General features: G+C 70.2%; 18 protein-coding genes. 10 read left to right on the top strand and 8 right to left on the bottom strand.

The window, feature by feature from the left end:
* Positions 1 to 31: 31 nt before the first annotated feature.
* Positions 32 to 511 (top strand): CYTH domain-containing protein, encoded by a 480-nt coding sequence (locus VNE60_10730; protein HVB31990.1) that lies wholly within the window; start codon positions 32 to 34, stop codon positions 509 to 511.
* Between the two features lie 12 nt (positions 512 to 523).
* Here VNE60_10730 and VNE60_10725 read toward each other — a convergent pair whose 3' ends face one another.
* Entirely contained in the window at positions 524 to 2200 is a 1677-nt protein-coding gene (locus VNE60_10725) for an AarF/UbiB family protein (protein HVB31989.1), read from the bottom strand.
* A 249-nt stretch (positions 2201 to 2449) separates the two neighbouring features.
* Between VNE60_10725 and VNE60_10720 the strand changes: the two genes are divergently transcribed.
* On the top strand, positions 2450 to 2914 hold the full coding sequence (locus tag VNE60_10720; protein ID HVB31988.1) for a CHRD domain-containing protein: 465 nt from the start codon (positions 2450 to 2452) through the stop codon (positions 2912 to 2914).
* An 82-nt stretch (positions 2915 to 2996) separates the two neighbouring features.
* Positions 2997 to 3395 (top strand): plastocyanin/azurin family copper-binding protein, encoded by a 399-nt coding sequence (locus VNE60_10715; GenBank protein ID HVB31987.1) that lies wholly within the window; start codon positions 2997 to 2999, stop codon positions 3393 to 3395.
* A gap of 9 nt (positions 3396 to 3404) precedes the next feature.
* Here VNE60_10715 and VNE60_10710 read toward each other — a convergent pair whose 3' ends face one another.
* A complete protein-coding gene (locus VNE60_10710) occupies positions 3405 to 6347 on the bottom strand; it encodes a PAS domain S-box protein (GenBank protein HVB31986.1) in 2943 nt (980 codons plus the stop codon).
* 48 nt (positions 6348 to 6395) lie between these two features.
* On the bottom strand, positions 6396 to 8543 hold the full coding sequence (locus tag VNE60_10705) for a prolyl oligopeptidase family serine peptidase (protein HVB31985.1): 2148 nt from the start codon (positions 8541 to 8543) through the stop codon (positions 6396 to 6398).
* A 119-nt stretch (positions 8544 to 8662) separates the two neighbouring features.
* On the opposite strand from VNE60_10705, the gene VNE60_10700 reads away from it, so the two are divergent.
* The 4 genes from VNE60_10700 (at position 8663) to VNE60_10685 (ending at position 14663) form a co-directional block, all read left to right on the top strand.
* A complete protein-coding gene (locus tag VNE60_10700; GenBank protein ID HVB31984.1) occupies positions 8663 to 10075 on the top strand; it encodes a phospholipid carrier-dependent glycosyltransferase in 1413 nt (470 codons plus the stop codon).
* Positions 10076 to 10090: 15 nt separating this feature from the next.
* A complete protein-coding gene (locus VNE60_10695) occupies positions 10091 to 11548 on the top strand; it encodes a DUF2779 domain-containing protein (GenBank protein ID HVB31983.1) in 1458 nt (485 codons plus the stop codon).
* Between the two features lie 139 nt (positions 11549 to 11687).
* On the top strand, positions 11688 to 13181 hold the full coding sequence (locus tag VNE60_10690; protein HVB31982.1) for an Ig-like domain-containing protein: 1494 nt from the start codon (positions 11688 to 11690) through the stop codon (positions 13179 to 13181).
* A 108-nt stretch (positions 13182 to 13289) separates the two neighbouring features.
* A complete protein-coding gene (locus VNE60_10685) occupies positions 13290 to 14663 on the top strand; it encodes an aminotransferase class V-fold PLP-dependent enzyme (GenBank protein ID HVB31981.1) in 1374 nt (457 codons plus the stop codon).
* 34 nt (positions 14664 to 14697) lie between these two features.
* Here the strand turns inward: VNE60_10685 and VNE60_10680 are convergent, their stop codons facing one another.
* Positions 14698 to 15255, bottom strand: coding sequence for a Uma2 family endonuclease (locus VNE60_10680; GenBank protein HVB31980.1), 558 nt, complete (start codon positions 15253 to 15255; stop codon positions 14698 to 14700).
* Positions 15256 to 15350: 95 nt separating this feature from the next.
* Here VNE60_10680 and VNE60_10675 point away from each other — a divergent pair, with 95 nt between their 5' ends.
* From VNE60_10675 to acpA, 3 genes are all read left to right on the top strand, one after another.
* Complete coding sequence (locus VNE60_10675; protein HVB31979.1) at positions 15351 to 16763, top strand: pyridoxal-dependent decarboxylase; 1413 nt, start codon at positions 15351 to 15353, stop codon at positions 16761 to 16763.
* A 121-nt stretch (positions 16764 to 16884) separates the two neighbouring features.
* Positions 16885 to 17328, top strand: a complete 444-nt coding sequence (locus VNE60_10670; protein HVB31978.1) for a hypothetical protein — start codon at positions 16885 to 16887, stop codon at positions 17326 to 17328.
* 80 nt (positions 17329 to 17408) lie between these two features.
* Positions 17409 to 18734 (top strand): acid phosphatase, encoded by a 1326-nt coding sequence (acpA, locus tag VNE60_10665; GenBank protein HVB31977.1) that lies wholly within the window; start codon positions 17409 to 17411, stop codon positions 18732 to 18734.
* Positions 18735 to 18757: 23 nt separating this feature from the next.
* Here the strand turns inward: acpA and galA are convergent, their stop codons facing one another.
* From galA to VNE60_10645, 4 genes are all read right to left on the bottom strand, one after another.
* Positions 18758 to 21283, bottom strand: a complete 2526-nt coding sequence (galA, locus tag VNE60_10660) for a beta-galactosidase GalA (protein ID HVB31976.1) — start codon at positions 21281 to 21283, stop codon at positions 18758 to 18760.
* A 96-nt stretch (positions 21284 to 21379) separates the two neighbouring features.
* A complete protein-coding gene (locus VNE60_10655) occupies positions 21380 to 23227 on the bottom strand; it encodes a glycoside hydrolase family 15 protein (protein ID HVB31975.1) in 1848 nt (615 codons plus the stop codon).
* A 14-nt stretch (positions 23228 to 23241) separates the two neighbouring features.
* Entirely contained in the window at positions 23242 to 25491 is a 2250-nt protein-coding gene (locus VNE60_10650; GenBank protein ID HVB31974.1) for a bifunctional alpha,alpha-trehalose-phosphate synthase (UDP-forming)/trehalose-phosphatase, read from the bottom strand.
* 106 nt (positions 25492 to 25597) lie between these two features.
* Positions 25598 to 26137 carry an Ig-like domain-containing protein gene (locus VNE60_10645; GenBank protein HVB31973.1) on the bottom strand — a complete coding sequence of 180 codons (540 nt, stop codon included), beginning with the start codon at positions 26135 to 26137 and terminating at the stop codon, positions 25598 to 25600.
* Positions 26138 to 26553: the final 416 nt, after the last annotated feature.

The following is a 26553-nucleotide window of genomic DNA, read 5'->3' as shown; positions in this document are numbered from 1 at the left end:
ATGCGGTTCATACCGGCACGCTGAGGATCCCGTGGCGATCGAGATCGAACGGAAGTTCCTGGTCAAGCACGACATGTGGCGCCCGGATGCGGCGGCGGGCAAGCGGTTCCGCCAGGGGTACCTGTCCACCGAGGCGGCGCACGTGGTGCGCGTGCGCGCCGTGGGCGATCAGGGCTTTCTGACGATCAAGGGCGCGACGGTGGGAATCGAGCGGCTGGAGTTCGAATATCCGATCCCCGTGGCCGACGCCGACGTGATGCTCGACCGGCTGTGTCCGGCGCCGCTGATCGAGAAGGTGCGGCACCGCGTGGCCTTCGACGGGCGGGTATGGGAGGTGGATGTGTTCGAGGGGGAGAATGCGGGACTCGTCCTCGCCGAGGTGGAACTGCCGGCGGCCAACGCGGTGGTGAAGCTTCCGCCGTGGGTGGGGTTGGAGGTGTCGGACGACCCGCGGTACTTCAATTCCAACCTCGCGCGACTCCCGTACACGCGTTGGCCCGACGCCCACTGAGGCGCGCGGCCGCTACCGGGCGCGGCCCCGCCAGGCGCCGATCCCGACCATCGCCGTGTCCACGGCGCCGAACGCGAGCAGCACGTCGCCCAGATAACGGTGCCAGCCGCCGGCCACGACGAGCAGGGCGCCGGCGATCAACAGGGCCGCCGACGCCACGGCGCCGGTGAGGCGCTCGATGCCGCGGCTGGCGCGGCGTTCGGTGCTCTCGAGCGCAGGAATGCGCACCTGGCCCAACTCGCCCTCGGAGAGCCGGTGCAGGGTGCGCCGCATATCCGCGGGCGCGCTGCCCAGGAGCTTCTCGATCTCCCGCTGTGCGCGGCGCGCGTCGTCCAGAAGCCGCGACGGCGTGAACCGTCGCATCGCCACGCGCTGCATCTCGTCCTGGAACGCCGCGGCCACGCTGAGCGCGGGGTCGAGGTCGCGCATGACCGCTTCGGCGAGCAGGAAGGCGCGGGTGAGCAGCAGGACGGCGCCCGGATTGCGGATGCGATGGCTCGTGCCCACCCGCAGCAACGATTGCAGGGCGTCGCCCACCGAGATCTCGGCGATGTCCTGCTCGTGGATGCGGCGGAGCAGGGCACTGAGGTCGGCTTCGAGGGCGGGACGGTCCACATCGGCGCCCACGAGGCCCAACTCCAGATACGCGTCGGCGGTGTCGCGCACGTCGCCGCGCACCACCGCGTCGAGCAGCGACGTGAGGCTGTCGCGCATGGCCGCGTCGAGTTCGCCCACCATGCCGAAATCGTGCAGGCACAGGCGGCCGTCGGCGAGCACGGCGATGTTGCCGGGGTGCGGGTCGGCCTGGAACAGCCCGTTCTCGAAGATCTGGTGCAGCAGCAGGGTGGCGATGCCGCGGGCCAGGCGGGGGCGCTCGTCGGGATGGCTCACGGCGTACCGATCCACGCGCACGCCGCTGAAATACTCCATCGCGATCACGGCCGGGCCGCAGTACTCGGGCACGATGTCCGGGGTCCATACGCCGTCCACGTCGCGCAGGGCCTCGCGGAACCGGCGGATGGTGCGCGCCTCGAGGCGGAAGTCCATCTCGCGCTGCAGGGCGTATCGGAATTCCTGAATCATCCCCACGAGGTCGAACGTCTGCAGGCGGGGCACATACCGCTCGGCCAGCGCCGCGAGGTACGCGAGAATGGCGGTGTCCTCGGCCACGCGCGACTCGAGGCCCGCGCGTCGCACCTTGAGCACGATCTGGCGACCGTCGGGGAGGGTGGCCCGGTGCACCTGCGCGATGGTGGCGGCGGCGATCGGGCGCTCGTCCACCGACGCGAAGTGGTCGCGCAGCGTGCCTCCCAGATCGTGCTCGATGGTGGCCACGACGTCGGCGAACGGCATCGGCGGCAGCCGGTCGTGCAGGCGTTCGAGTTCGCGCGTGTACTCGTCGGGCAGGATGTCGCGGCGCACCGCCAGCACCTGGCCGAACTTGAGGAACACCACGCCCAGTTCCTCGAGGGCCGCACGCACCTCGGTGGGCTCGGGCCAGTGGCGGCGTCCGCGGAGGGCGCCCAGAATGCCGTGACGGCGCAGCACGCGCAGGATGCCGAACATTCGCGGCGTCCGGCGCGCCACGGCGCCGGGCCCGAACGCGAGCAGGTGCCGCGGCGGCGCCCCCGCGGTGCCGGCGGCACCTGACGGGACGGACGGGGTACTGGGCACGGTGGACGTCGGCATCCGGAGCTCCCGGGATGACGGATCGCGCGCCGTCCGGGTCTCGGGTTCCGGGGGGCGGCGTGGCCGACAAGGGCCAATGCCGCATCCTACGCGACCCGCGATCGCCGGTCTGTCGGGCCCCCGCCGCAGCGCGGCGAGCGGTTTTCCCGTATTGTGGTGAGTGTTTTCCCCATGGCAGGGCGATCGGAGCCGAGGCCGGCATCCGGTCGGCAGGTGACGCACCCCGTCTCACACCTTGGAGATCGTCCCATGCATTTCCGTATCCTCGGCATCGCAGCATCCGTCGCGCTGGTCGCGGGCTGGACCGGCCCGTCGGCCCCGCGCCCGCAGGCGGTCAAGTACGTGGCCCAGATGACCGGCGCCGCGGAGACGCCGGCCAACACCACCACCGGCACCGGCACGGCCCACTTCACGCTGGTGGGCATGCGCCTGCGCTACGCGATCACCGTCAAGGGCCTCACGGGCGCGGCGACGATGGCGCACATCCACGTGGGCAAGGTGGGCGTGGGCGGGCCGCCGGTGTACTCGTTCACGATCAAGCACGTGGCGTCCGGCGGGCTGGCGTCCGGGTTCATCGATCTCGCCAAGGAAGTGAGCAAGGGAGTCTCCGGCGATTCGTTGATGGCGCTGATCAACGGCGGCGACGCGTACGTGAACGTCCATACGGCGGCGAACAAGGGCGGGGAGATCCGCGGACAGATCGAGAAACAGTAACGTGGTGCGCCGGTGGGTCGATGCGCGGGGTCCGGCGCATCGACCCACCGATCCACCGGTTCACCCTCTGCATTCCACACTCGTGCGCGTTCCGACCATTCTCTTGCTGGCGGCCATGACGATGACCGCCGGCTGCAGTGCCACGGCGCCGCTGAGCGACGGCGGTGGAGGCGGCGGTGGCGGTGGGGGCGGCGTGGTCACCGACGTGCAGATCAAGGACTTCGTGTTCACGCCCTTCACGGTCACCGTGCGGGTGGGTGGCACGGTGCGGTGGACGAACCAGGGCGCGGTGCCGCACACGACCACCAGCGACGACGGCATCTGGGACAGCGGAACGCTCTCGCCGCCGGCCGCCGGGTCCACCAAGGGCGGGGCGTTCCAGCACACCTTCGACCAGCCGGGCACGTACCGCTATCACTGCACCCTCCATCCACCGGCGCGGTATCCCGGATTCGTGGGCACGGTGGTCGTCACGCAGTAGGCGCGCGCGCTACTCCGGCCGGCGGTGTTCCCCGCCGGCCGCGGCGTGGAGGACGTCCCGCACCTTGGCCAGGAATTCGTGGTGCGTGAACGGCTTCTGGAGAAACGCGGCCCGTCCGGTGTCCACGCCGTGCTGGACCACCGCTTCGTCGGTGTAGCCGGACAGGAAGAGCACCGCCGCCTCCGGGTGCAGCTCGGCCACGTGGCGGGCCAGGTCGGGCCCGTGCATGCCGGCCATCACGACGTCGGTCACGAGCAGATGGATGGGCAACGCGTGGCCCCGCGCGAGTTCGGTGGCTTCCTCGCCGCTCGCCGCGGCGAGCACGGTGTAGCCGCTGGCGGTGAGCACGCGCACCAGGAGGTTGCGAATGCCGGGCTCGTCCTCGGCCACGAGCAACGTCTCGGTGCCGGTGTGGGCGCGGCCGCCCGACGGCTCGGCGGCCCGCGCGCGGGGGGCTTCGGCCACGCGCGGCAGGTAGATCTTGAACGTGGTGCCGACGCCCACCTCGCTGTACACCCAGATGTACCCGCCCATCTGCTTCACGATGCCGTACACGGTCGCCAGGCCGAGCCCCGTGCCCTTGTCCTTGTCCTTGGTGGTGAAGAAGGGCTCGAAGATGTGCGCGCGCACGGCGGCGTCCATGCCCACGCCGGTGTCGCTCACGGCGATCACCAGGTAGGCCCCCGGGGGCATGGTCACGCTGTGCTCGGTCTGGTCCTCGGTGAGTTCCACGGCCTGGGTTTCGATCGTGAGCGCGCCGCCGTCGGGCATCGCGTCGCGCGCGTTCACGGCGAGGTTCATGAGCACCTGTTCGAGCTGTCCCGCGTCGGCGAGCACCGTGTCGTGGCCGGCGGCCGGGATGACGTTGAGGCGTACGTCCTCGCCGATCAGCCGTCGCAGGAGGCTCTCGGTGCCGCGGACGAGCGTGTTCGCGCTCAACGGCCGCACCGACAGCATCTGGCGCCGGCTGAAGGCGAGCAGTTGCCGGGTGAGATCGGCCCCGCGCTGCGCGCTGCGATACACGTCTTCCAGCTCGGCGTGCTCCGGTCCCGCCGGGGGGCTGCGGTCGAGCAGGAGTTCCGTGGTGGCGAGGATCACCGTGAGGAGGTTGTTGAAGTCGTGCGCGATGCCGCCGGCGAGCCGGCCGATGGCTTCCATCTTCTGGGCTTGGCGGAACTGCTCCTCCAGGCGCACGCGCTCGGTCACGTTCTCGACGATCGCTTCCACGTAGGCGTTGGGGTGGCGCGCGTCGGAGACGACGCGGGCCGTGAACCGCGCCGTGATCGGTCGTCCGTCCTGGCGCATCCACTGGAGCGCTTCGCGCCGGCAGTGCCCGGCGCGCTGCAGCTCGGCAAAGATCTCGCCGCGATCGTCGGGATTGGCGTACAGCTCGGCCACGTGTCGTCCCACGATCTCGCGCTCCGAGGGGTAGCCGAGCATCGACGCCAGCGCCGGATTGGCATCGACGATGCGTCCCTCGACCGACGACAGCGCGATGCCGAACGGGGCCTCGCGGAACAGCGAGCGATACCGCTCCTCCGAGCGCCGGAGCGCTTCGGCGGCGACGTTGCGTTCGGTGACGTCGGTGACCACGGTGAGCGCCGCGTGCCGGCCGTTGAAGTTGATCATGTGGGAGACCACCTCGACGTCGATCGGCGTGCCGTCGTGCTTGAGGTGGCGCCAGATGCCTCGCGCCTGCGGGCGATCGTTCAGGGTGTGGACGTCGGCCTCCATGCGCGGAATGTCCTCGGCGGATCGGATGTCCCGCAGCGTCATCGTGAGAAATGCTTCACGGGAATATCCGTAGTGCCGAACGGCGGCGCCGTTCACCTCCAGGAAGCGCAGGGTCTCGACGTCGAACACATAGACCGGGAGCGGCACCGATTCGAACAGCCGGCGGTACTGCTCCTCCGATGCCGTCCGCGCGCCAAGCGCGTCATCCACGCGGGCCACCATCGCGTCGAACGCGTGGCCGAGGCGGACCAGCTCGTCGCCGCCGGCGGGATGCGGGGAGCGGGACGGCGTTCCGCCGGCGGCCGTCGATTCCACGGTGGCGGTGAGCCGCGAGAGGCGCGCCGTGAGCGCCCGGCTCAGGGCCCACGCCCCCGCCAGCCCCAGGAGCAGCACGAGCGCGTCCATGAGCAGGAGTCGCGACACGTCGTCCCGCACGGGGGCCATGATCGAGTCGTACGGGAACTCCACGACGACGGTCCACGGCGTGCCGGCCACGCGCCGCGGCATGGCGAGCACGCGCCCGATGCGCGGACGCTGGTACGTGACCACGCCGCGAGTCCGCGACAGGTTGACCGGCGGCGCGGCGGTGGCCGTCTGGAGGTCGCTCCACACGCTGTCGGTGGCATTGCCGACGAGGATGCGCCCGCCGGCGCCGATGAGCAGGCTGGCCGCGCGGCGCGCGTCGGGCGACGAGGAGATCATGCGCCAGTGCACCACGTACCCGGCCACGCGACGCTGCAGGCGCACGCGCGACACCACGGCGAAGACCACCGAATCGCCGATCACATGGAAACGCCCCACGGCGCCCGCGGGGGAGATCGCGGCGCGGCGGAGCAGCGGGGCTTCATCCTGGGGCGCGCGGGCACGACGGTCCGGCTCGGTGCTCAACAGCACGTGGCCGGCGGTATCCCAGAGTTGCACGGTGACCGTCTGCGGGCCGGATTCCGCGCGAAACAGCGCGCCGAGCGCCGCCTCCCGCAGGCGCGTGGCGGGGTGTTCCAGATACGCCCGGACGGCGCTGGCGCGGGCGGCGGCAGCGGTGGATTGGAGCAGCTGCCCGCTCGTGCGATCGAACGCGAGGCTCAGCTCCTCTGCCACCTGGCCCAGCCGAGTCTCGGTGATCAATTCTTCGGCGCGCGTGTGATTGCGGTAGTCGCCCCAGGTGTTCACCCCGATGACGACGACGAGCAACGCGCCGATGAGCAGCGGCAACTTCACGCCAAGGGAGAGCCCTGGCGCTGCCGCAGTGGCTACCGGCTTCACCGGCTACCGCATCCCGGTATTCCAGCCCGTGAATGCCCACACGTCCGCCAGCTGCGCGATCCGCTTGTCGGTGGGCATGTACCCATGGCTGGTCTTGGTTTCCACGCGGATCAGGATCGGCCGGTCGCACCCCTGGGCGGCCTGCATCGCCGCCGTGAACTTGAACGAGTGCCCGGGCACCACGCGGTCGTCGTGGTCGGCCGTGGTCACGATCGTGGCCGGGTAACAGGTGCCCGCCCTGGCGTTGTGCACGGGCGAATATTTGATCAGATACTTGAACTGTTCGGGGTTGTCGGACGACCCGTATTCGGGCACCCAGCCGATGCCGGCGCTGAATTTCTGATACCGCAGCATGTCCATGACGCCGGCGCCGGGATACGCCGCCGCGAGCAGCTCGGGGTGCTGCTCCTCCGTGGCGCCCACGAGCAAGCCGCCATTCGAATAGCCGTGGATGGCCAGGTGCTTGGGCGACGTGTACTTCTGCTTGATCAGGTACTCGGCGGCGGCCGCGAAATCGTCGAACACGTTCTGCTTCTTGTCCAGCCGGCCGGCATGATGCCATGCCTCGCCGTATTCGCTGCCGCCGCGGATGTTGGCCACGGCATAGATGCCGCCATGCTCCAGCCACATCGCGACCGTGGGACTGTAGCTGGGCAGCGTGGCGATGTCGAACCCGCCGTACGCGTAGAGAATGGTGGGGTGCGAGCCGTCGAGCGTCACGCCCTTCCTGGCGGTGATGAACATCGGCACGCGCGTGCCGTCCTTGGACCGATAGAACACCTGCCGGGTCTCGTACGGCGCGGCGTCGAACGGGGGCTTGGGCCGCGGCGGGCCGAACACGGTCGTCCGCCGGGACGCGAAGTCGTAGTGGTAGACGATCGTGGGCGCGAGGTACGACGCGAAGCTGTAGAACAGCTCCGGGGTGCCGGCGCGCCCGCTCAAGCCCTCCACGGCGCCGATGCCCGGGAGCTTCACGGTGTCCAGCAGCTTGCCGGCGGCGTCGTACATCCGCACGTGGCTCTGCACGTCCTCCAGCGTCTGCACCACCACGCGATCGCCGGCCACGAGCGCGGCCTCGATGTTGTTCTTCGTCTCGGGCACCACGGTGCGCCAGTGCGCCGTGTCGGGCAGCACGACGGCGATGATCCGCCGATTGGGCGCATGGTTGGTGGTCTGGATGAACACGGTGCGTCCGAGGTTGCCGATCACCGCGTACTCGGCGTCGTTGGACGTGTTCACGGGTTCGATCGCGGCGCCGATGTTCGGGTGCATCGGATCGGCGAGGTCGGCGTAGTAGAGCAGGTTCTCGGGATTCGTCCCGTGGTGGAGCGTGATGAACAGATACCGGCCGTCGTCGGTCACCGACGCGCCCACGTACCAGGTGGGCCGGTCGGGGCGCTCGTAGATCATGCGGTCCTGCGAGTCGGGCGTGCCCACCACGTGATAGTAGATCTTGCCGTTCACCGCGGCGGCGGTGAGCACCTGATCCTTGGGTGGGGCGGGGAACCGCGTGTAGAAGAATCCCTTGCCGTCCCGCGTCCACGCGATGCCGGAATACTTCACCCAGTGCACGGTGTCGGCGGTGGCGCGGCCGGTGGCCAGATCGCGAACATGCAACTCCTCCCAGTCCGATCCGCCCACCGACAGCCCGAAGGCGAGGTACTTGCCGTCCGGGGACGGCGACGACGAGGCCAGGTCCACCGATCCGTCGGCCGAGAGGGTGTTGGGATCGATGAGCACGGTGGGCGCGGTGGCCAGCCCGGCCTGCTCGTAGAGCACCGACTGATTCTGCAGGCCGGTGTTCATGCGGTAGAACAGCCGGCCCGCGACGCGGCTCGGCACGCCCACGCTCGGCGTGTTCCAGAGCTCGGTGAGCCGTTGCCTGAACACCTCGCGGAGCGGGATCTTGTCCAGATACGCGAATGTCACCGCGTTCTGCGCCTCCACCCATCTCGCCACTTCGGGCGAGTTCTGGTCTTCGAGCCAGCGATAGGGATCGGGCACCTTGGTGCCGAAGTAGTCGTCCACCACCGTGTCCTTGCGCGTGACGGGATAGCGGGGCGCCTGCTGGGCGGCCGCGGCCGCGGAGGTCAGGCAGAGCGCGAGGAGTGAAACGGCGAGCGTGAGCTGGCGATGGACCGTAAGCGACATCCTTAGACTCCCGTGGGTTGGGGTTCCTACCATAAAGTCGTGACCCCGAACGCGCGGCGCCAGTCACCCCGCCGGTCCGGGGGCATGTGGCCCGGTCGCGACTGGGCTAGAATTGCTGCATGCTGGCGCGCGTTCGCTCGTGGCCCCGGCGGCCCGAACTGCTCATCCTCACCGCACTCTCGGCGTTCACGCGCTTCTGGGGGCTGTTCCAGCCGCACGCCGTGGTGTTCGACGAAGTGCACTACGAGAAGTTCACCGCCGAGTACCTGGCGCGCGTGTTCTACCTGGACGTGCACCCGCCGCTCGCCAATCAGATCTTCGCGCTCACGGCCCGGCTGTTCGGCATCCCGTACCTGAGCCTCGGGCGTCCCGAACCGGAGCCGCTGCTGCGGATCGTGCCGGCGCTGGCCGGCACCCTCATCATCCCGGTGTTCTACCTCTTCCTGCGGCGCCTCGGCGCGCCGCGCCGCCTGGCCACGCTCGGCGGCGCCCTGCTTCTGCTCGACAACGCGCTGCTCGCGGAATCGCGGGTGATCGTGCCCGACAGCATGCTCGTGCTGTTCGCGCTCACGGCGCTCACGGTATACCTCGCGGCGCGGCGCCGCACCGGCGCCGCGCGGTGGCTGGTGCTGGCCGCCGCGGCGCTGTGCGCCGGACTCGCCGTGAGCATCAAGTGGACGGGCCTCTCAGCGCTGGGATTGATCGCGCTGGCGTGGGGCGTGGAAGGCATCCGGCGCCGCACGCCATGGCGGCGGCTGGCCGCCGAGGGCGCGATGCTCCTGGTCATTCCGGTGGCGGTCTACCTGTCGGTATTCGCCGTCCACTTTGCGCGCATGACGCGCGGCGGCCCGGGCGACATGTGGATGTCGGCGGCATTCCGCGCCACGCTCCAGGGAGACGCGAAGTACACGCCGGGCGCGCACATGGCGTTCCTGGACAAGTTCTTCGAGGTCAATCGCGCCATGCGGCGGTCCGATGCGGCCCTCGTGGGCACCGCCAACGTCGGCGCGTCGCCCTGGTACAGCTGGCCGGTGATCAAGCACGCGATGACGTTCTGGGCGGGCGCGCCACAGCCCGATGGGCGGCGGGCCACGATCTTCCTGGCCGGGAATCCGGTCGTGTGGTACGGCATTCTCGTCGGCTTCGGGGTGATCGGGGTGGCCTGGCTGCGACGGCGCGACCGGTTTGCCGCCTGGCGCGCGCCGCTGGCGCTCACCGCCGTGGCCTACGTGGCCAACTTCCTGCCGTTCGCGCTCATCCAGCGCGTGATGTACCAGTACTCGTATTTCATGGCGTTCGTGTACAGCCTGGCGTTCGCCGTGCTCGGTGTGGGCATCGTGGCCGGCTGGGCCGCGGACGGCGACGACTCCCGGCCATGGGCGTTCCCGTCGCGGCGGTCGGCGGCGCTGTACTGGGGCCTGATCGCGCTGGCGGCGGTCAGCTTCCTCTACTACGCCCCCATCACGTATGGCTGGCCGCTCACGCCGCAGGCGTTCCAGATGCGGTTCTGGCTCGTACAGCGGCACTTCTAGATGGACGAGACGCCGATGACGCCACGCGACCGCCCGCTCACCAAGCAGGTGTTTCTCGAGGCGCTCGCGTGCGAGCGGCGCGGCTGGCTACTGCACAATCCCGACCAACCCGCCGGCTCGCGCAGCTTCGCCCAGCAGTTCCGGTTCACGCAGGGCAATGCGATCGGCGACCTCGCCCGCCAGATGTATGCGCCGGGCCTCGACCTGCGCGGCCCCTCCACCGCCGAATGGCTGGCGCAGGGCCGCACTGTGGTCGCCGATCCGGCCACGTCCACGGCGTTCGAGGTGCCGCTGGTGGCCCAGCACGCCATCGCGCGTCCCGACATCCTGGTGCGCGAGCCCGGCGGCTGGCACGTGATCGAGGTGAAATCGGCCAAGCAGGTGAAGGCCGAAGATGTGGACGACCTCGCCTACACCGTGGCGGTGGTGTGCGGCGCCGGCCTGGCCGTGGTGCGAGCCTCGCTCGCGCTGGTCAATCCCGACTGGCGGGTGGACAACGACCTGCCGGCGCTGCTCGCCCACGACGTTACCGACGCCGCGCTGGCGCGGGCGACCGAGTTCGCGCCGCTGTTCGAGCCGGTGCATCGGGCCGTGTCGGCGCCCACGGCGCCGCTCGCCGTGCTCAAGTCGGTGTGCAAGAACTGTGAGTTCCTGCGGTCGCCCTGCCATCTGGACGGACCCAGCGACCCGGTGTTCGAGCTGCCGCGCATCCTCGGCAGGAAGGCCGACGCCCTCATCGCCGGCGGCATCGCGCGCATCGCCCACGTGCCCGAAGGGGAGAAGCTCACGCCCATCCAGCAGCTGCATCGGCGCGCCGTGATCGCCGGCGGATTGGTCACCGAGGCTGCCGGGCTGGCGCAGCTTGCCCAGGTGCGCGCGCCCACGGGCTATCTGGATTTCGAGACCCTGTCGCTGGCCCTGCCGCCCTTTCCCGGCATGGCGCCGTACGACGTGATTCCCATCCAGTACTCGCTCCACCGGCGCATGCGCCAGGGCGACGCCGAGCATCGCGAGCTGCTGCTCGACCCGCGCGCGCCGGATATCGAGGAGTTCGCGCGGCACCTGCTCCAGAGCCTCGACGGCCTGGAATCGATCGTGGTCTACTCGTCGTTCGAGCGCCATCGCCTGCTCTGGCTGTCGGCGCGGCTTCCGGCCATGACGCGCGCGCTCGACCGGGTTGCGGATCGTCTGGTGGACCTGTTGCCCATCGTCCAGGCGTCGGTGGCGCACCCCGAATTCCACGGCAGCCTGTCCATCAAGCGGGTGCTCCCGGTGCTGGTGCCCGAACTGCGCTACGACGACCTCGCCATCGGCAACGGCGACGACGCCACGGGCATCAGCGGGCTGCGGGCCATGGGGCGGATCGACGACGCGGAATGGGCGCTGCATCGCCGCCACCTGCTGGAGTACTGCAAGGTGGACACGCTGGCCATGGTGCGGCTGCACGACGCGCTGGCCGGCCTCGCGGGCTGACCCCAAGGGGGGCGGCGTCGGCCGGGCCACGTCCTGCGGCGGGCACGGAACGCCGGCTGGTCCCGCGTGTAAATTCTGGGTCCGGCTGCAGCGCCGGACGGCACGATCCCCCCCAAGGGCGCGCCACAACCGGTCCCCCATGTCCGTCCAGATCCCCCCTCAGTCCGCGAGCGGAGCCGAGGGCCGTTCGGCGCGGTCGCGCGCGATCCTCGCGCTGCTCCTGGCCTCCGTCGTCGTCGGCGCCTGCAGCAAACGGTCGGCGACTTCCACGGCGCCCACGACCGGCCCCGTGGCCTCGATCACCATGGTGCCCTCAGTTGTGCCGATGATCGTGGGCGACACGATCCGATTTTCCACCAACGCCTACGACTCCAAAGGCAACGTCATCTACACGACCGTTTCGCTGACGTGGAAGAGCACGGATTCCACCGTCGCCACGGTGAGCGACTCGGGCCTCGTCACGGCCAAGGACACGGGCTCGACCACCATCACCGCCACGAGCGGCGCGATTTCCGGAACCGCGACGGTCACGGTGAAGCTCCCGCTCACCACCGCGATGGCGTCGGTGAGCGCGGTCAGCGCTGGGTTCAGCCATAGCTGCGGGCTGGTGGCCGGCGGCGTGGCGTACTGCTGGGGCAGCAACGCCTCCGGACAGCTCGGCGTGGACAGCACGACGCAGTCGGTGTTTCCGCAGCGGGTGTCGGGCGGGTTCACCTTCGCCTCGCTCGCCCTGGGCTATTCGCACAGCTGCGGCCTCACCGCCGCGGGCGCGGCCTACTGCTGGGGCGACAACGAATCCGGCGAGCTGGGCAATGCCACGTCGGGAACGACCAGTTCCACGCCGGTGCCCGTGGCCGGCGGCCTCGCCTTCGCCGTGCTGAGCGCGGGTTATTCGCACACCTGCGGCGTCACCACGGCCGGCGCCGCGTACTGCTGGGGAGCCAACGAGAGCGGCGAACTGGGCAACGGCGCGGTGGGGCAGGATAGCCCGACGCCCGTGCTCGTGTCCGGCGGCCTCACGTTCGCGTCGATCAGCGCGGGCGGGGTGGCCACGTGTGGCATCACCACGAGCGGCGCCGCGTACTGCTGGGGATCCAACGCGTACGGCGCGCTCGGTGACGGCACGACCACCGATCGCGCGACGCCCGTGGCCGTGGTAGGCGGGCTCGACCTCGCGGCGATCAGCGCCGGCGTGTCTCACGCCTGCGGAGTTACCACGAGCGGCGCCGCGTACTGCTGGGGCGACGCCGCCAACGGGCAGCTCGGCAACGGGGTGACGTCGCTGAGCAGTTCGGTGCCGGTGGCCGTGGCCGGAGGGCACACCTTTGCCCAGATCACCACGGGCGAGATCCACACGTGCGCGCTCACTCCCGCCGGCATCGCCTACTGTTGGGGCGACGGCGGCTTCGGCGATCTGGGCGCGGGATCCACGGCCGGCAGCAATACCCCGGTGCCGGTGAGCGGTGGGCTGACGTTCACCTCGGTGAGCGCCGGCCTCTCGTTCCACACGTGCGGTCGCACGCCGAGCGGCAACGCATACTGCTGGGGCTACAACGACAGCGGCGAGTTGGGCGATGCCATTCCCGGCGGCTACAGCGTGACGCCGCAAGAAGTGGTGGTGCCCACGCAATAGCCGGGGTGGGGTAGCCGAGGTGGCGAGGGGCGGTCCTGCGGGGCCGCCCCTCGCTTCGTGTTGCCCGGGCACGCCACACACGCCCGCGCGTCGTATATTCCCGAGGAGATGCTCACCCTCGCCGAAGCCACCGTCCAGACCGAAACGTTCTTCGCGGAACTGCGCCGCCGCGAATTCGCGCGTCTGGAGCGCCGGCAGCAGGCGTATCTCGACTATACGGGGAGCGGGCTCTATCCCGAGCGGCTGGTGCGCGCGCACTTCGAGCGGCTGCGCGACGGCGTGTTCGGCAATCCGCACTCCGCGCACGACCCATCGCTGGCGAGTACGGCCATCATCGAGGAGGCCCGGGCTTCGGTGCGGGCTTTCCTCGACGCCGATCCCGCAGACTACGCCGTGGTCTTCACGGCCAACGCCAGCGCGGCCATCAAGCTCGTGGCGGAGAGCTACCCGTTCACGAGCGCCGGCGCCTACGTCCTGTCGGCCGACAACCACAATGCCGTGAACGGCGTGCGCGAATTCGCGCGCCGCGCCGGCGCGCGGGTGACCTACCTGCCGCTGGACGAGGAGTTGCGGATGCCCGGCGTGGACCAGGCGCTCGACGCGGCGGCGCGCCTCGGCACCGGCCCCCGGCTGTTCGCCTATTCCGCGCAGTCCAACTTCTCGGGCGTCAAACACCCGCTGGATCTGGTGGAGCGCGCGCGCGGCCTTGGCTACGACGTGCTGCTCGATGCCGCGGCGTACGTGCCCGCCAATCGGTTGAGCCTGCGCGCCGTACCGGCGGACTTCGTGGCGGTGTCGTTCTACAAGGTCTTCGGCTACCCCACCGGCGTCGGCGCGCTGGTGGCGCGGCACGACGCGCTGGCCAGGTTGCGCCGTCCGTGGTTTGCCGGTGGGACGGTGGATTTTGTCTCGGTGCAGAACGACATGCACCAACTCCGCGCCGGTCCGGAGCGGTTCGAGGACGGCACACCCGACTTCCTGAGCGTGGCGGGGATCGCCCCCGGCCTCGCATTCATGCGCGAGATCGACATCGACCGCCTGTCGGCGCACGTGCGCGTGCTCACCAGTGAGATGCTGCACGGCCTGCAGAGCCTGGCCCACGGCAACGGCGCGCCCGTGGTGGTGATCTACGGTCCGCGGACCATGGACGCGCGAGGCGGCACCGTGGCGTTCAATCTGCTCGACGCGGCCGGCCGGCCCATCCCGTACGGTATCGTGGAGCGGCGGGCCCGCGAGGCCGGCGTCTCGGTGCGCGGCGGCTGCTTCTGCAATCCGGGCGCGGGCGAGTGGGCGTTCGGCTTCGCGGCAACCGACGCCGCGCGCTGCATGCGCGACACGGCCCAGGGGTTCACGCTGGAGCGATTCGCGCAGTGCATGGGCCCCGACGTCGCCGTGGGCGCGCTGCGTGCGTCGGTGGGCATGGCCAGCAACGCCGACGACGTGCGCCGGTGCGTGGCGGTGATGCAGGAGTTTGCGGAGTAGGGCGGACGCCCGCGGCATACGTCCCGCCGCCGGCCTACTCCCCCGCGATGTCCGCGAAGAATGTTGCCAGGTCGATCGCCAGCGCCGACTCGGCGCCCGGCGGCGCCCAGGTCAACCGCTCGCTCAGGACCTCGGGACGGTCGTCCCCCGGCCGCCAACGCTGCATCACCCGGCCGTCCACATCCACGATCCAGTATTCGTCCACGCCTTGCCGCTGATACAGCGCGCGCTTGCGTCCCTGGTCCAGCCGCGCCGTGGTCGGTGACAGGACCTCGATGGCCAGCAGCATGTGCCCCGCTTCACGCCAATCGCGCGGGCGGCGCCCGTCCACCAACGGCACCACGAACAGATCGGGCTCCACCACGGTGTCGCGCGCGAACTCGACGTCGGCGGGAGAAAGGATGACGTGGCCCACCGCCTGCGCGGCCACGTACGGCGCGAGGAGCAAGTGCAGGCGGCCCACCGCCTCCTGATGCGCCCACCGGGGCGCCGGCGTCACGAACAGCTCCCCGTCGATGACCTCGTAGCGCTGGCCGTCGTCGGGCAGCGCGTTGCGCATCTCCACGGTCCAGTGGCTCGTTGTGGCGGGCATGCCCATACTATGTTTCCCTCGGCGGCGAGAGTGCAAGTCCACATGCGGGAACGGTGCGCGCCCGCCCGCGTTCCCCGGCATCATTGGCACGCCCCATGAATCCTTCCGATTTCAGCGCCCATGCCAAGGCCGTCGCCGACTGGGTCGCCGAGTATCGCGCGCGCATCGCCGACCGTCCCGTGATGGCGCAGACGGCGCCGGGGGAGATCAGAGCCAAGCTCCCGCCGGCGCCGCCCGAGCAGGGCGAGCCGTTCGATGCCATGCTCCGCGACTTCGACGACATCATCATGCCCGGCATCTCGCACTGGCAGTCGCCGAGATTCTTCGGCTACTTCCCCAGCGCCGGCTCCCTGGCCGGCGTGCTCGGCGACTACCTGAGCAGCGGGCTCGCCGTGGTCGGGCTGTCGTGGCAGGCGAGCCCGGCCGTCACCGAACTCGAGGAAGTGGTCACCGACTGGATGCGCCAGATGGTGGGCCTCTCCGACGCCTGGAGCGGCGTCATCCAGGACACGGCGTCCACGAGCACCCTGGTGGCGCTGGTCTGCGCCCGCGAGCGCGCCACCGACTACTCGCTCGCGCACGGCGGCCTGCAGGGGCAACCGGCGCCGCTCGTGGTGTACGTGTCGGCCCACGCGCACAGCTCGGTGGACAAGGCGGCGCTGCTCGCCGGATTCGGGCGCGACAACGTGCGCATCGTGCCGCACGACGACGCCTACGCGATGCGCGCCGACGCGCTACGCGATCTGGTCGCCCAGGACCTCGCCGCCGGCCGGGTGCCGTGCGCCGTGGTGGCCACCACGGGCGCCACCGGGACCACGGCGCTGGACCCGGTGCGCGACATCGCCCGCGTGGCCCGTGCGCACGGCATGTGGCTGCACGTGGACGCCGCGATGGCGGGTTCGGCGATGATCGTGCCCGAGCTGCGCTGGATGTGGGACGGCGTCGAGGCCGCCGACTCGCTGGTGCTCAATCCGCACAAATGGCTGGGCGCGGTGTTCGACTGCTCGCTGTACTACGTGCGCGACCCCGAGCATCTGGTGCGCGTGATGTCCACCAACCCCAGCTATCTGCAGAGCGCCGCGGACGGCCGCGTGAAGAACTATCGCGATTGGGGCGTTCCGCTGGGCCGCCGGTTCCGCGCGCTCAAGCTCTGGTTCCTCATCCGCGACCAGGGGGTGCGCGGGCTGCAGGCGCGCATCCGGCGGGACATGGACAACGCGAAGTGGCTCGAAGCCCAGGTGCGCGCCGAGTCGCACTGGCGCGTGCTCGCCCCGGTGGTGCTCCAGACGGTGTGCGTGCGACACGAGCCTCCCGGACTCTCGGGCCAGGCGCTGGACCAGCACACGCTGGGCTGGGTGGACCGGATCAACCGGTCGGGCGAAGCGTACCTCACGCCGTCCATGCTCGACGGCCGGTGGATGGCCCGGGTGTCCATCGGCGCCGAGGCCACGGAGTACGAGCACGTGGCCGCGCTCTGGCACGTGATGCGCGAGGCCGTGGACGGCTGAGCGGCGCCGGGGCGCCCGGATGGCGTCCTCTGGCCCCAACGGCCGGTTGGGCCTACTGTAGAGGCGCGTCAGGATCACGAGTCTGCAGTGCCGAGCAGTCCACCCGAGGCCGGAGGGGGTCATGGCATCCATGAACCGACAGAAGGTGATCGTGGGCGGTGTGGTGGCTGGTATCGTGCTGATGGTGCTCGACTACGCCGTATGGACGTACGTCCTTGGCCCGTGGGCCGCCGGCACGGCGGGCGCCATGAGCGGGGTGCTGGCCGACGTCATGAACTCCAAGCGGGCCATGGTGGGCAGCCTCGGCACGGACCTTCTGTTCGGCATCAGCATCGTCTGGTGCTACGCGGCCATCCGCCCCCGGTACGGGGCCGGCGCCCAGACGGGGATGTGCGCGGCCGCGTTCGTCTGGTTCGTGTCCTCGCTGGCGTACGGCTCGTTCTATCTCGACCGGCTGATGTCCATCGAACTCGTCTGCGTCGCAGCCATCGCCGCGCTCATCGAGTTTCTCATTGCGGGCTACATCGGATGCCGCATGTATTCCGAAGACGGCGCCGCCGCCTAGCAGCGCCCCTTCCGGGGAACACACACGCGGGCCGGGCGGCGCACCTCGCTTCCCGGCCCGCGCTTCTTGGAGATGTGCTCGTGCGCAAGACCACACTCGTCATCCTCGCCCTCGCCGTGGCCGCGACCGCCTGCCGGTCCAAGGCTCCGGTCGACCGCCATGCGGCCCTCGGGCGCGTCAATCACTTCGTCGTCATCTACCTCGAGAATCGCAGCTTCGACAACCTGTACGGGCAGTTTCCCGGCGCGATCGGACTGGCCGACGCCACGTACGCGCCGCCGCAGGTGGACGCCCAGGGTCACGTGTACACCACGCTGCCGCAGGCGGCCAACTCGGGCCTCCCCGACACGCTGCCCAACGCGCCGTTCGCCATCGAGCGGTTCATTGCCCGCGACCAGCCAACGCTCGATCTCGTGCACCGGTTCTACCAGGAGCAGGAGCAGATCGACCGCGGCACGATGGACCGCTTTGCCCAGGTGAGCGACGCCAAGGGGCTGGCCATGGGCTACTACCGCACCGACAGCCTGCCGCTGGCCAGACTCGCCGCGCAGTACACGCTCTGCGACCGGTTCTTCCACTCGGCGTTCGGTGGATCCTTTCTCAACCACGTATGGCTCGTGGCCGCCGCCACGCCGGTGTTCCCGCACGCGCCCGAGGCCATGATCGCCGCGGTCGATTCGGCGGGACGCCTGCGGCGCGACGGCGCCGTGACGCCCGATGGATACGTGGTGAACACGGCCTTCCCGGCCGGCGGGCCGTATCCCAGGTCGGTGCCCGCCGATCAACTCGTGCCGGCGCAGACCATGGCGACGATCGGCGACCGGCTCACCAACGCCGGGCTCTCATGGGCGTGGTATGCGGGGGGCTGGAAGGCCGCCGAGGCGGGGCATCCGCCGGATGACTTCCAGTACCATCACCAGCCGTTCGCGTACTTCGCGGCGTATGCGCCGGGCACCAAGGCCCGAGCGGAGCATCTGCTGGACGAGAACGACTTCATCGCCGCCGCCAGGGCCGGCACGCTGCCCGCGGTGTCGTTCGTGAAACCGTCGGGCGCGGACGACGAACATCCGGGATACACCAACCTCCTGCGCGGCGAGCAGCACGCGATGGCGCTCATCGACGCCGTGCGCAACGGACCCGACTGGCACGACACGGCGATCATCGTGACCTACGACGAGAACGGCGGGTTCTGGGACCAGGTGTCGCCGCCGAAGATCGATCGCTGGGGGCCGGGCACGCGCGTGCCGGCGATCGTGATCTCGCCGCTCGCCCGCAAGGGCTACGTGGACCACACCACCTACGAGACCGCGTCGATCCTCGCCACCATCGAGCACCGATGGAAGCTGGCGCCGCTCACGGCGCGCGACGGCAAGGCGATGGATCTGGCAAATGCATTTGGACGGTAGGCAATAGGCGGCACGCCACGCGCTCACGCCGAGGGGCGCGGCATCGCGGCATGGCATTGAATGACGAGCGACGCACCGGTGAGGCCCGGCGACGTGGCGTCCACGCGCAGCGCGCCGGGCGTCTTCGACGCCTGCACGATGGCCATGCAGACGCCGTTGAACGCGCGGCGAGCGGCGCCCTTGTCCGCCCCATGATCGCTCGGGTCGCCGTTGCCCAGGCCGATCAGGCGCCCGGTGCCCGACACGGCGAACGTGATCTCGTTGTCGGCCACCGGTACCACCCGCCCCTGCGCATCCACCACGTGCACGGCCACCACGCCAACGTCCTCGCCGTCGGCAGCGATCCCCGCGCGATGGGGCACGAGCGCGATCGCCGCCGGCGCGCCGGTGGTCTCGCGCGTCGTGCGCAGCACCTGACGGCCGTTGGCGAACCCGCGGGCCTCCAACGTGCCGGCGCGATACGGCACCTTCCACGCCAGGTGCGCGTTGCGCGCCACGGTCTGGACGCCCAGGCTCTTGCCGTCGAGCAGCAACTCCACGCGATCGAGGTTGCTGTGCACCCACACCTCGATCTCCTGGCCCTCGCGGCCCGCCCAGTTCCAGTGCGGAAAGAGGTGCAGCACGGGATTGGCGCCCCACCATGCCTGGTAATAGAAGAAGTTGTCCTTGGGGAATCCGCACGTGTCCATGATCCCGAAGTGCGAATTGATGCACGGCCACGCGTAGGGCGTGGGCTCGCCGCGATAGTCGAAGCCCGTCCACACGAACCCACCGGCCAGGAACGCGCGCGTCGAGTACGTGCTCCACCACGCCTCGGCGGTCGCGCCCCAGGGGGGCTTCTGGGTGTCGTAGGCCTCCACGTAACCGCGGGTCTTGTCGTTGGCGTAGATGCCTCGCGTGGACACCGTGCTCGCCACCTCGGTGCCCATCGTCCAGTGCTTGGGGAACTGCGTGTGGAAGGCGTCGATGCGCGCGCCGTCGCCGTAGTTGAAGCCCTGCACGTCCACCACGGCCGAGAGCCCCGTGCCCCAGGCGCCGTTCATCGCCTCGGTGATCGGACGCGACGGATCGAGCCGGCGCGCCAGCCGCTTCATGGACGTCGCGATGCGCGCGCCCTCGCTGGTGCCCTGGACGGGCTCCTCGTTGCCGATCGACCAGCAGAACACGCTCGGGTGATTGCGGTCGCGCCGGAGCAGCCGCTCGAATTGCGACAGCGCCTCGGGGCTCGACGACAGCATGCGCGTCTCGTCCAGCACCAGCATGCCCAGCCGGTCACAGGCGTCGAGCAGTTCGGGCGTGGGCGGATTGTGCGACGTCCGATAGGCGTTGCTGCCCATGTCCTTGAGTCTGGCGATGCGGAAGTCCTGCAGCGCGTCGGGCAGGGCCGAGCCCACCCCGGCGTGGTCCTGGTGGTTGCACGTGCCCTTGAGCTCCACGCGCTTGCCGTTGATCGAGAAGCCCTGGTCGGCGTCGAATCGCATCGTGCGGATGCCGAGCGGCGTCTCGTACGCGTCCACCGCGGCGCCGGCCATCTCGATCGTGGTGACCACGCGGTACAGGTACGGCGTCTCCGGCGACCAGAGCGTAGGATCGGTCACCGTCGCCGACTGCGTCACGGTGGCGGCGCTCCACGCCGGCACCACGACGCCGTCCGTGGCGACGGTGGCGCGCACGGCGCCCGACGCGTCGACGATGCGCGACACCACGCGGCAGGTCGCGTCGGCGTCGCTCTCGTTGGCGACCTCGGTCTCCAGCCGCACGCGCGCCCGCGCGCCCTTCACGTCGCTGGTCACGTACGTGCCCCACTGCGGCACGTGCACCGGGTGCGTCTTCACCAGCCACACGTGCCGGTAGATGCCCGCGCCCTCGTAGAACCAGCCCTCGTTCTCGGTGGCGTCCACGCGCACCACGAGCACGTTGTCGCCGCCGACGTTGGCGAAGTCGGTGATGTCCACGCGGAACGGCGCGTAGCCGCTGAATGCGGTGGTGAGATACGCCCCGTTGAGCGTGACGATGGCGTTGCGATACACGCCGTCGAACTCCAGCGACAGCCGGCGCCCCTGGTCGGCCGCCGGGATCGCGAACACCTTGCGATACCATCCGATGCTCGTGGCCGGGTAGTCGCGGCCGAGCGGCTTGAACCCGTGCGACATGAGCGTCGGCGCGTCCACGAACGGCAGCTCCACCGCCCAGTCGTGCGGCAGATCCACGGTGGTCCACGCGCTGGCGTCGAAGTTGGGGCGCGCCGGCGCGAACATGCGGCCGGTCTTGGCGAAGATGCCATCGTCGCCCTCGCCGAACCCGAAGTCCTGCGTTGGGTCGTTGGCGTGCCCCAGGTGAAAGCGCCAGTCGAAGTCGAGGAGCAGGCGGTCGCGGGTGTTTGGGGGGTAGGACGGTAGGGCGGTAGGGGGGTTGGAGGACAAGACCGACAACGGCGGATCGGCGTCCACCGTCATTCCGTCCAACCGGCCCACCTTGCCGCCGAGCAACGCGCCGCCGGCGGCGATCACGCCACTTTTCAGTACGTCCCGCCGGCTCCACTTGCGCATGGTGCTGCTCCGCGCGGCCGCGCCGCGCCTGGTGAGGAGTGGAAATGCATCTGCGGACGCTCATCCCGCTCACCGGGTATAACGCAAAGTCCGGCGTCAGACAATGGTTCCCTGGTCCGGTGGCGCGTCACGCACCGGCGCCGCGGCGCCGAGTCTGGCCCGCATGCGCTCGAGGATGTATGCCGTGTTGAGAAGCGCGGCGTGGGACAGGGCCTGTGGAAAGTTGCCCAGCTGCTCTCCGGTGTGCGGATCGATCTCCTCGGCCATCAGGCCGACGTGGTTCACTCGCCGCAACAGGTCGCGGAACAGTTGCTCGCCGGCGTCCAGATCTCCGCCAAGCGCCAGGTCCTGGGCAAGCCAGAACGAGCAGACGATGAATGCGCCCTCGTCGCCCGACAGTCCGTCCTCCGAGCGATAGCGGTAGAGCAGATCGGGCGCGCCCGCCCCCAACTCGCGCCGCACCGCCTGCACCGTGCTGCGCACGCGGGGGTCGTCGGCGGGGAGGAAGCGCACTTTAGGAATCACGAGCAGCGCGGCGTCGAGCTGGCGCTCGCCGTACGCCTGCACGAACGTCTGCCGTTCGGCATCCCACCCGCGCTCCAGCACGTCGGCGTGGATCTCGTCGGCGGCCTTCCGCCAGCCGTCGACGTCGGCGGTGAGTCCGCACGTCCGGGCGATGCTGATCCCGCGGTCCACCGCGGTCCACGCCATGACCTTGCTGTACACGTAGTGCTTGGGTACCTGCCGCGCCTCCCAGATGCTGAAATCCGGTTCGCGCCAGTGATGCGCCGTCCAGTCGACGAGATCGCGCAGGACCTTCCACAGGCCCTCGCTCAGCGGGTGATGGCGGGCCCAGATGCTCGCGGTCTCGAGCAGCTCCCCGTACACGTCGAGCTGAAACTGCGTGGCCGCCGCATTGCCGATGCGGACCGGTGACGCGCCGTGGTAGCCGCGCAAGTGAGCGAGGGTCGACTCGGGCAGGTCGCGCCGGCCGTCGATGCCGTACATGATCTGGATGTGCTGGCTCGTGCGGCGGCGTGCCACGCGCTTGAGGAAATCGAGAAACGCCACCACCTCGCCGTCGAATCCCAGCCGGTCCAGCGCGTACACCACGAACGCCGAGTCGCGCAGCCAGGCGTAACGGTAGTCCCAGTTGCGGTGCCCACCATGCGATTCCGGGAGCGAGGTGGTTGGCGCGGCCACGATCGCCCCCGACGGATGGTACGAGCAGAGCTTGAGCGCCAGCGCACTCCGCTCCACCGCGTCGCCGTAGGGGCCGTCGTACACGAGTTGCGACGCCCACTGCGTCCACCAGCGCTTGGTCATCTCGAGTTTCTGCGACGGACGGTAGTCCCTCACGGGATGCACCTCGTCGTCGTCGGCCCGAAGGACGAACCAGGCCGACATCCCGGCCCGCAGGTCGAGCGCCATCGTCGCCGTGTGCCCGTCCATGTTCCACTCGACGTCGGCGGGCCCCGAAAGCGACAGCACGTCGTCGTAGCCATCCCAGGCCATGAGCCCGTGGCGCCGAAGGACGAACACGGGTTGTCGTTGCGCGTAGCCGAACCGCGGCGCGTACGACACGTCCATGCGGGCCGAGCCGCGCACGCACCGCACGCGCCGGTGGATCTCCGGGGCCGGTCCGCGCGCCGGCCCCACGGGCATGAAGTCGGTGAGCTCGACGGTGCCCTGGTCCGACTGGAACGTGGTCACCAGCACATTCGTGCGTGGCACGTAGCGCTGGCCGGCCGTCCACGGCGCGAGCCCGGCGTCCGGCGCGATGCGCCAGTGTCCGCCGCGTTCGGCGTCGAGCAGCGCGGCAAAGATGCTCGGCGAATCGAAGCGCGGCGTGCACCACCAGTCGATCGTGCCGTCGAGGCCGACCAGCGCCGCCGTGTGCAGGTCGCCGATGATGCCGTGGTCGCCGATGCGGATCTCGTGCATGCGTCGGGGGTGGGTCAGGAACGCGTGCCGCCGAATCCACCCGCCGCGAGCCATCGCACGAGCTGCACCACGTCGGCGGGGTCGGGCAGGCGGTACTCCGCGTTCGTCGGGCCGGGAGTCGCGCCCGCCCCCACGCGAATCGAGCGGCCGATGCCGCGCAGCGACGCGAAAGCGTCCTCGTCCGTCACGTCGTCTCCGATGTAGAGGGCCCGTACGCGGGCCGGCCAGTCGGCGCCGTAGCGGTGCATGAGGACGTACAGCACCGCCTGGCCTTTGTGCCAATCCACGGGCGGGCGAGCTTCCACCACCCGCTTGCCGCGCGTGACCCGCAGCCGGTACCGGCGCATGATCCGCACCGCGGCCTGCTCGGCGTCGTCGCGGTCGTCCACGGCCACGTGGCGTACGTGGTAGCTGATCGTGGCCGGCTTGCGCTTGATCTGAGAGCCGGGCACGCCCAGGCCCTCGAGTTCCACCACCGTGCGATCCAGCGCGTCACGATACCGCTCCAGCCCCTCGTGGTGCAGCGACAGCCCCGGGCCGTCGATCTGGAATCCGTGGTCGCCCACGTAGGTGATGCCCGGCACGCCCACGCGCTCACGCACGTCTTCGAGCGCGCGTCCGGATACGATCACCACCTCCAGGGCTGGATTGCGCGCCGCGCGCAGCAGCACGGCGCGGGTGCGCGCCGACAGATCGGCATCCTCCGGCCGGTCGACGATCGGTGTGAGGGTGCCGTCATAGTCCAGGAAGAGCACGGTGGCCGGCCGCGCGGCGAGCCACGGGGCGAGGCTCCTGCGCACCTGGTCCACCGGCGACTCCTGCGATGCCTCGCGGCCGGCGGCGCCGTCGGCCGAGGCCAGGAACCCGCGCAGCCACGCGTGCACGTCGTGCGTGCGCACGCGGTCACGCAACGCCGACATGCGCGAGCGCCGCTCGTGCTCGTGCATCGAGAGGGCCCGGTGCAGCCCCTCCGCCACCGCGTCGACGTCGAACGGATTCACCACCACCGCTTCCTGCAACTCCTCGGCCGCCCCCGCCATCTCCGACAGCACGAGCACGCCGCTCAGCGTGGCCTGCGCCATCACGTATTCCTTGGCCACCAGATTCATGCCGTCCCGGAGCGGCGTCACCAGCGCCACGTCGGCGGCGCGATACAGCGGCACCAACTCCTCGGGCGGCAACGACCGCACCAGATAGCGGATCGGCGTCCAGCCGGCCTGCGAGAAGCGGCCGTTGATGCGGCCTACGGTCTCGTCGATCTCCCGCTTGAGCTGCGAGTACTCGGCCACGCGTTCTCGGCTCGGCACGAGGAGCTGCGTGAACACGATCCGGCCGCGGTATTCGGGCCACCGCTCGAGCAGCCGCTCCACCGCGAGCAGCCGCTCGTGCACGCCCTTGGTGTAGTCCAGCCGGTCCACGCCGAGGATGTCGCGTACCCGCGCGGCGTTCCTGGTCCGAGGACCGGTGGCCTGAGCGAGCGAGGCCACGAGATCCGCGTCGATGCTGATCGGATTCGCGACCACGGTCACGGTGCGCCCCTCGAAGCGCACGAGGCGCGCGTTGCGGTCCGTTTCACACCCGAGCAGACGCGCCGCGCTCGTCAGGAAGTGATCGGCGTAGCTGTCCACCTGGAAGCCCACCACGTCGGCGGCCAGCATGCCGCGGAGCAGATCCCGCGACCACGGGAGGACGCGGAACACGTCGGTCGCCGGGAATGGGATGTGAAGGAACGACGCGATGCGCGCGCCGGGTACGAGTTGCCGCAGGTGGTGCGGCGTGCGCAGCAACTGGTAATCCTGCACCCACACCAGCTCGCCGGCCCTGGCGAACGGCGCCGCCGTCTCCGCGAATCGCTGGTTGATCGCGTCGTACACGCGCCACGTGCTCGCGTCGATCGCCGTGCGCCCCACGAAGTAGTGGAACAGCGGCCACAGCGTGCGGTTGGAGAATCCGGCGTAGTAGAGCGACACCTCATGAGCGGTGAGCGGCACCGCCTCGTAACGCACGCCCTTGGCTCGCGGCAGGCTCAGCCCGCCTGCGGCTTCCAGCTCCTCCCGGCCGATTCCGGGCCACCCGATCCATACCCCGCCGCGTTCGTGGAGCACCGGCTCGATGGCGCTCACCAGCCCGCCCGGCGACCGCGTGAGCGTCACCGCATTGCCACGGCGCTCGGCGCGGAACGGCAGCCGGTTGCTCACCAACACGAGCCGGTCGACGGCGACCTCCCGCCTGTCCCGTGTCCGAGATCGGGATTCATGGTCCATGCCGTCCCAAGCTAGACCATCCGGCGGCGGCCCGGCACCCGCCGGGCCTAGTCTTTGTCGTTCAGCCGGTCGCCGACCCCTCGTCCGGCGCCTTCCCCCCAGCGCGCTACGCCGTGGTGAACGTGAACTCCATGCCATAGCCGGCCCCGCCGGGCGTCTGCCACCCCTGACCCATCTCGCCGCCGTTCATCATCCCGCCGCCACCCATCATCTGCCCGGTCGCGAGCTGGCCGCCGAACTGCGGACAGGTGCTCAGGTCCACCGTCTTGCCGTTCGCGTCCACCATCCCGCCGCCCATATGTAGCACGTACGTGGTGTGCGCCTTGAGGGCCGTGGTGGGGGTGAAGGTCAGGGTCATCCGGTCGGTGGACCAGGTGGCCACTCCCGCTACCGTCGCGCCGGTGAGCGTGCCCTCATGAAGCGACACGTATGCCGCCATGCCGGTCTGCATGGCATGCGTGAACGAGAGCACGATCGGCGCCGAGGGGTTCACCCCGGTGGCGCCGCCGGCCGGAACCACGGCGCGGACTTCGGTGGCCGTCGCGCTCGGCGGCGCGGTGGTGGACGTGGACGACGAACCCCCGCTGCACGCGGAAGCCACCACCGCGGCGACGGCAATCAGGAACGATACGGACGAGCGAGGCATCGAATTCATCCTCTCGAGTGGTGGCGGGATCGGAGGAGCCGACGCCGGCCCGCGAGTCCCATGCAACCGATGGACGATCAGTTGCCAGCACGTATGGACATGGGCGATCCGGGCGCAGTCGGGGATCGGGGCGTCGGGCGTCGCGGAAACTCCCCGACCATCCACCGGAGATTCCCTGACATCGCGCACGCGGATCCACCATATTGATTGTCAGCCATGCATCCACGCCGCGTTCGCCGTGCCATTGCACTCATGCTCGTCTTCGCCTGCACCCAGGGTCTTGGGTTGGCGGCGGCGGGGCCGTGTGCGTGTCCGATGAACGCGAATGACATGGGCGCGATGGGCGGAATGGCCCCGGCGCCCGGTAGCCCGGCCGCGACGGTCCCGGGCGGATCGCACGGCGCGCCATGTCCGTC

It is taken from the genome of Gemmatimonadaceae bacterium, assembly GCA_035533755.1.
Taxonomy (GTDB): Bacteria; Gemmatimonadota; Gemmatimonadetes; order Gemmatimonadales; family Gemmatimonadaceae; genus JAGWRI01.
The sequence above is the reverse complement of the archived record's forward strand: the minus strand, read 5'-3'. Positions and strand labels throughout refer to the sequence as shown.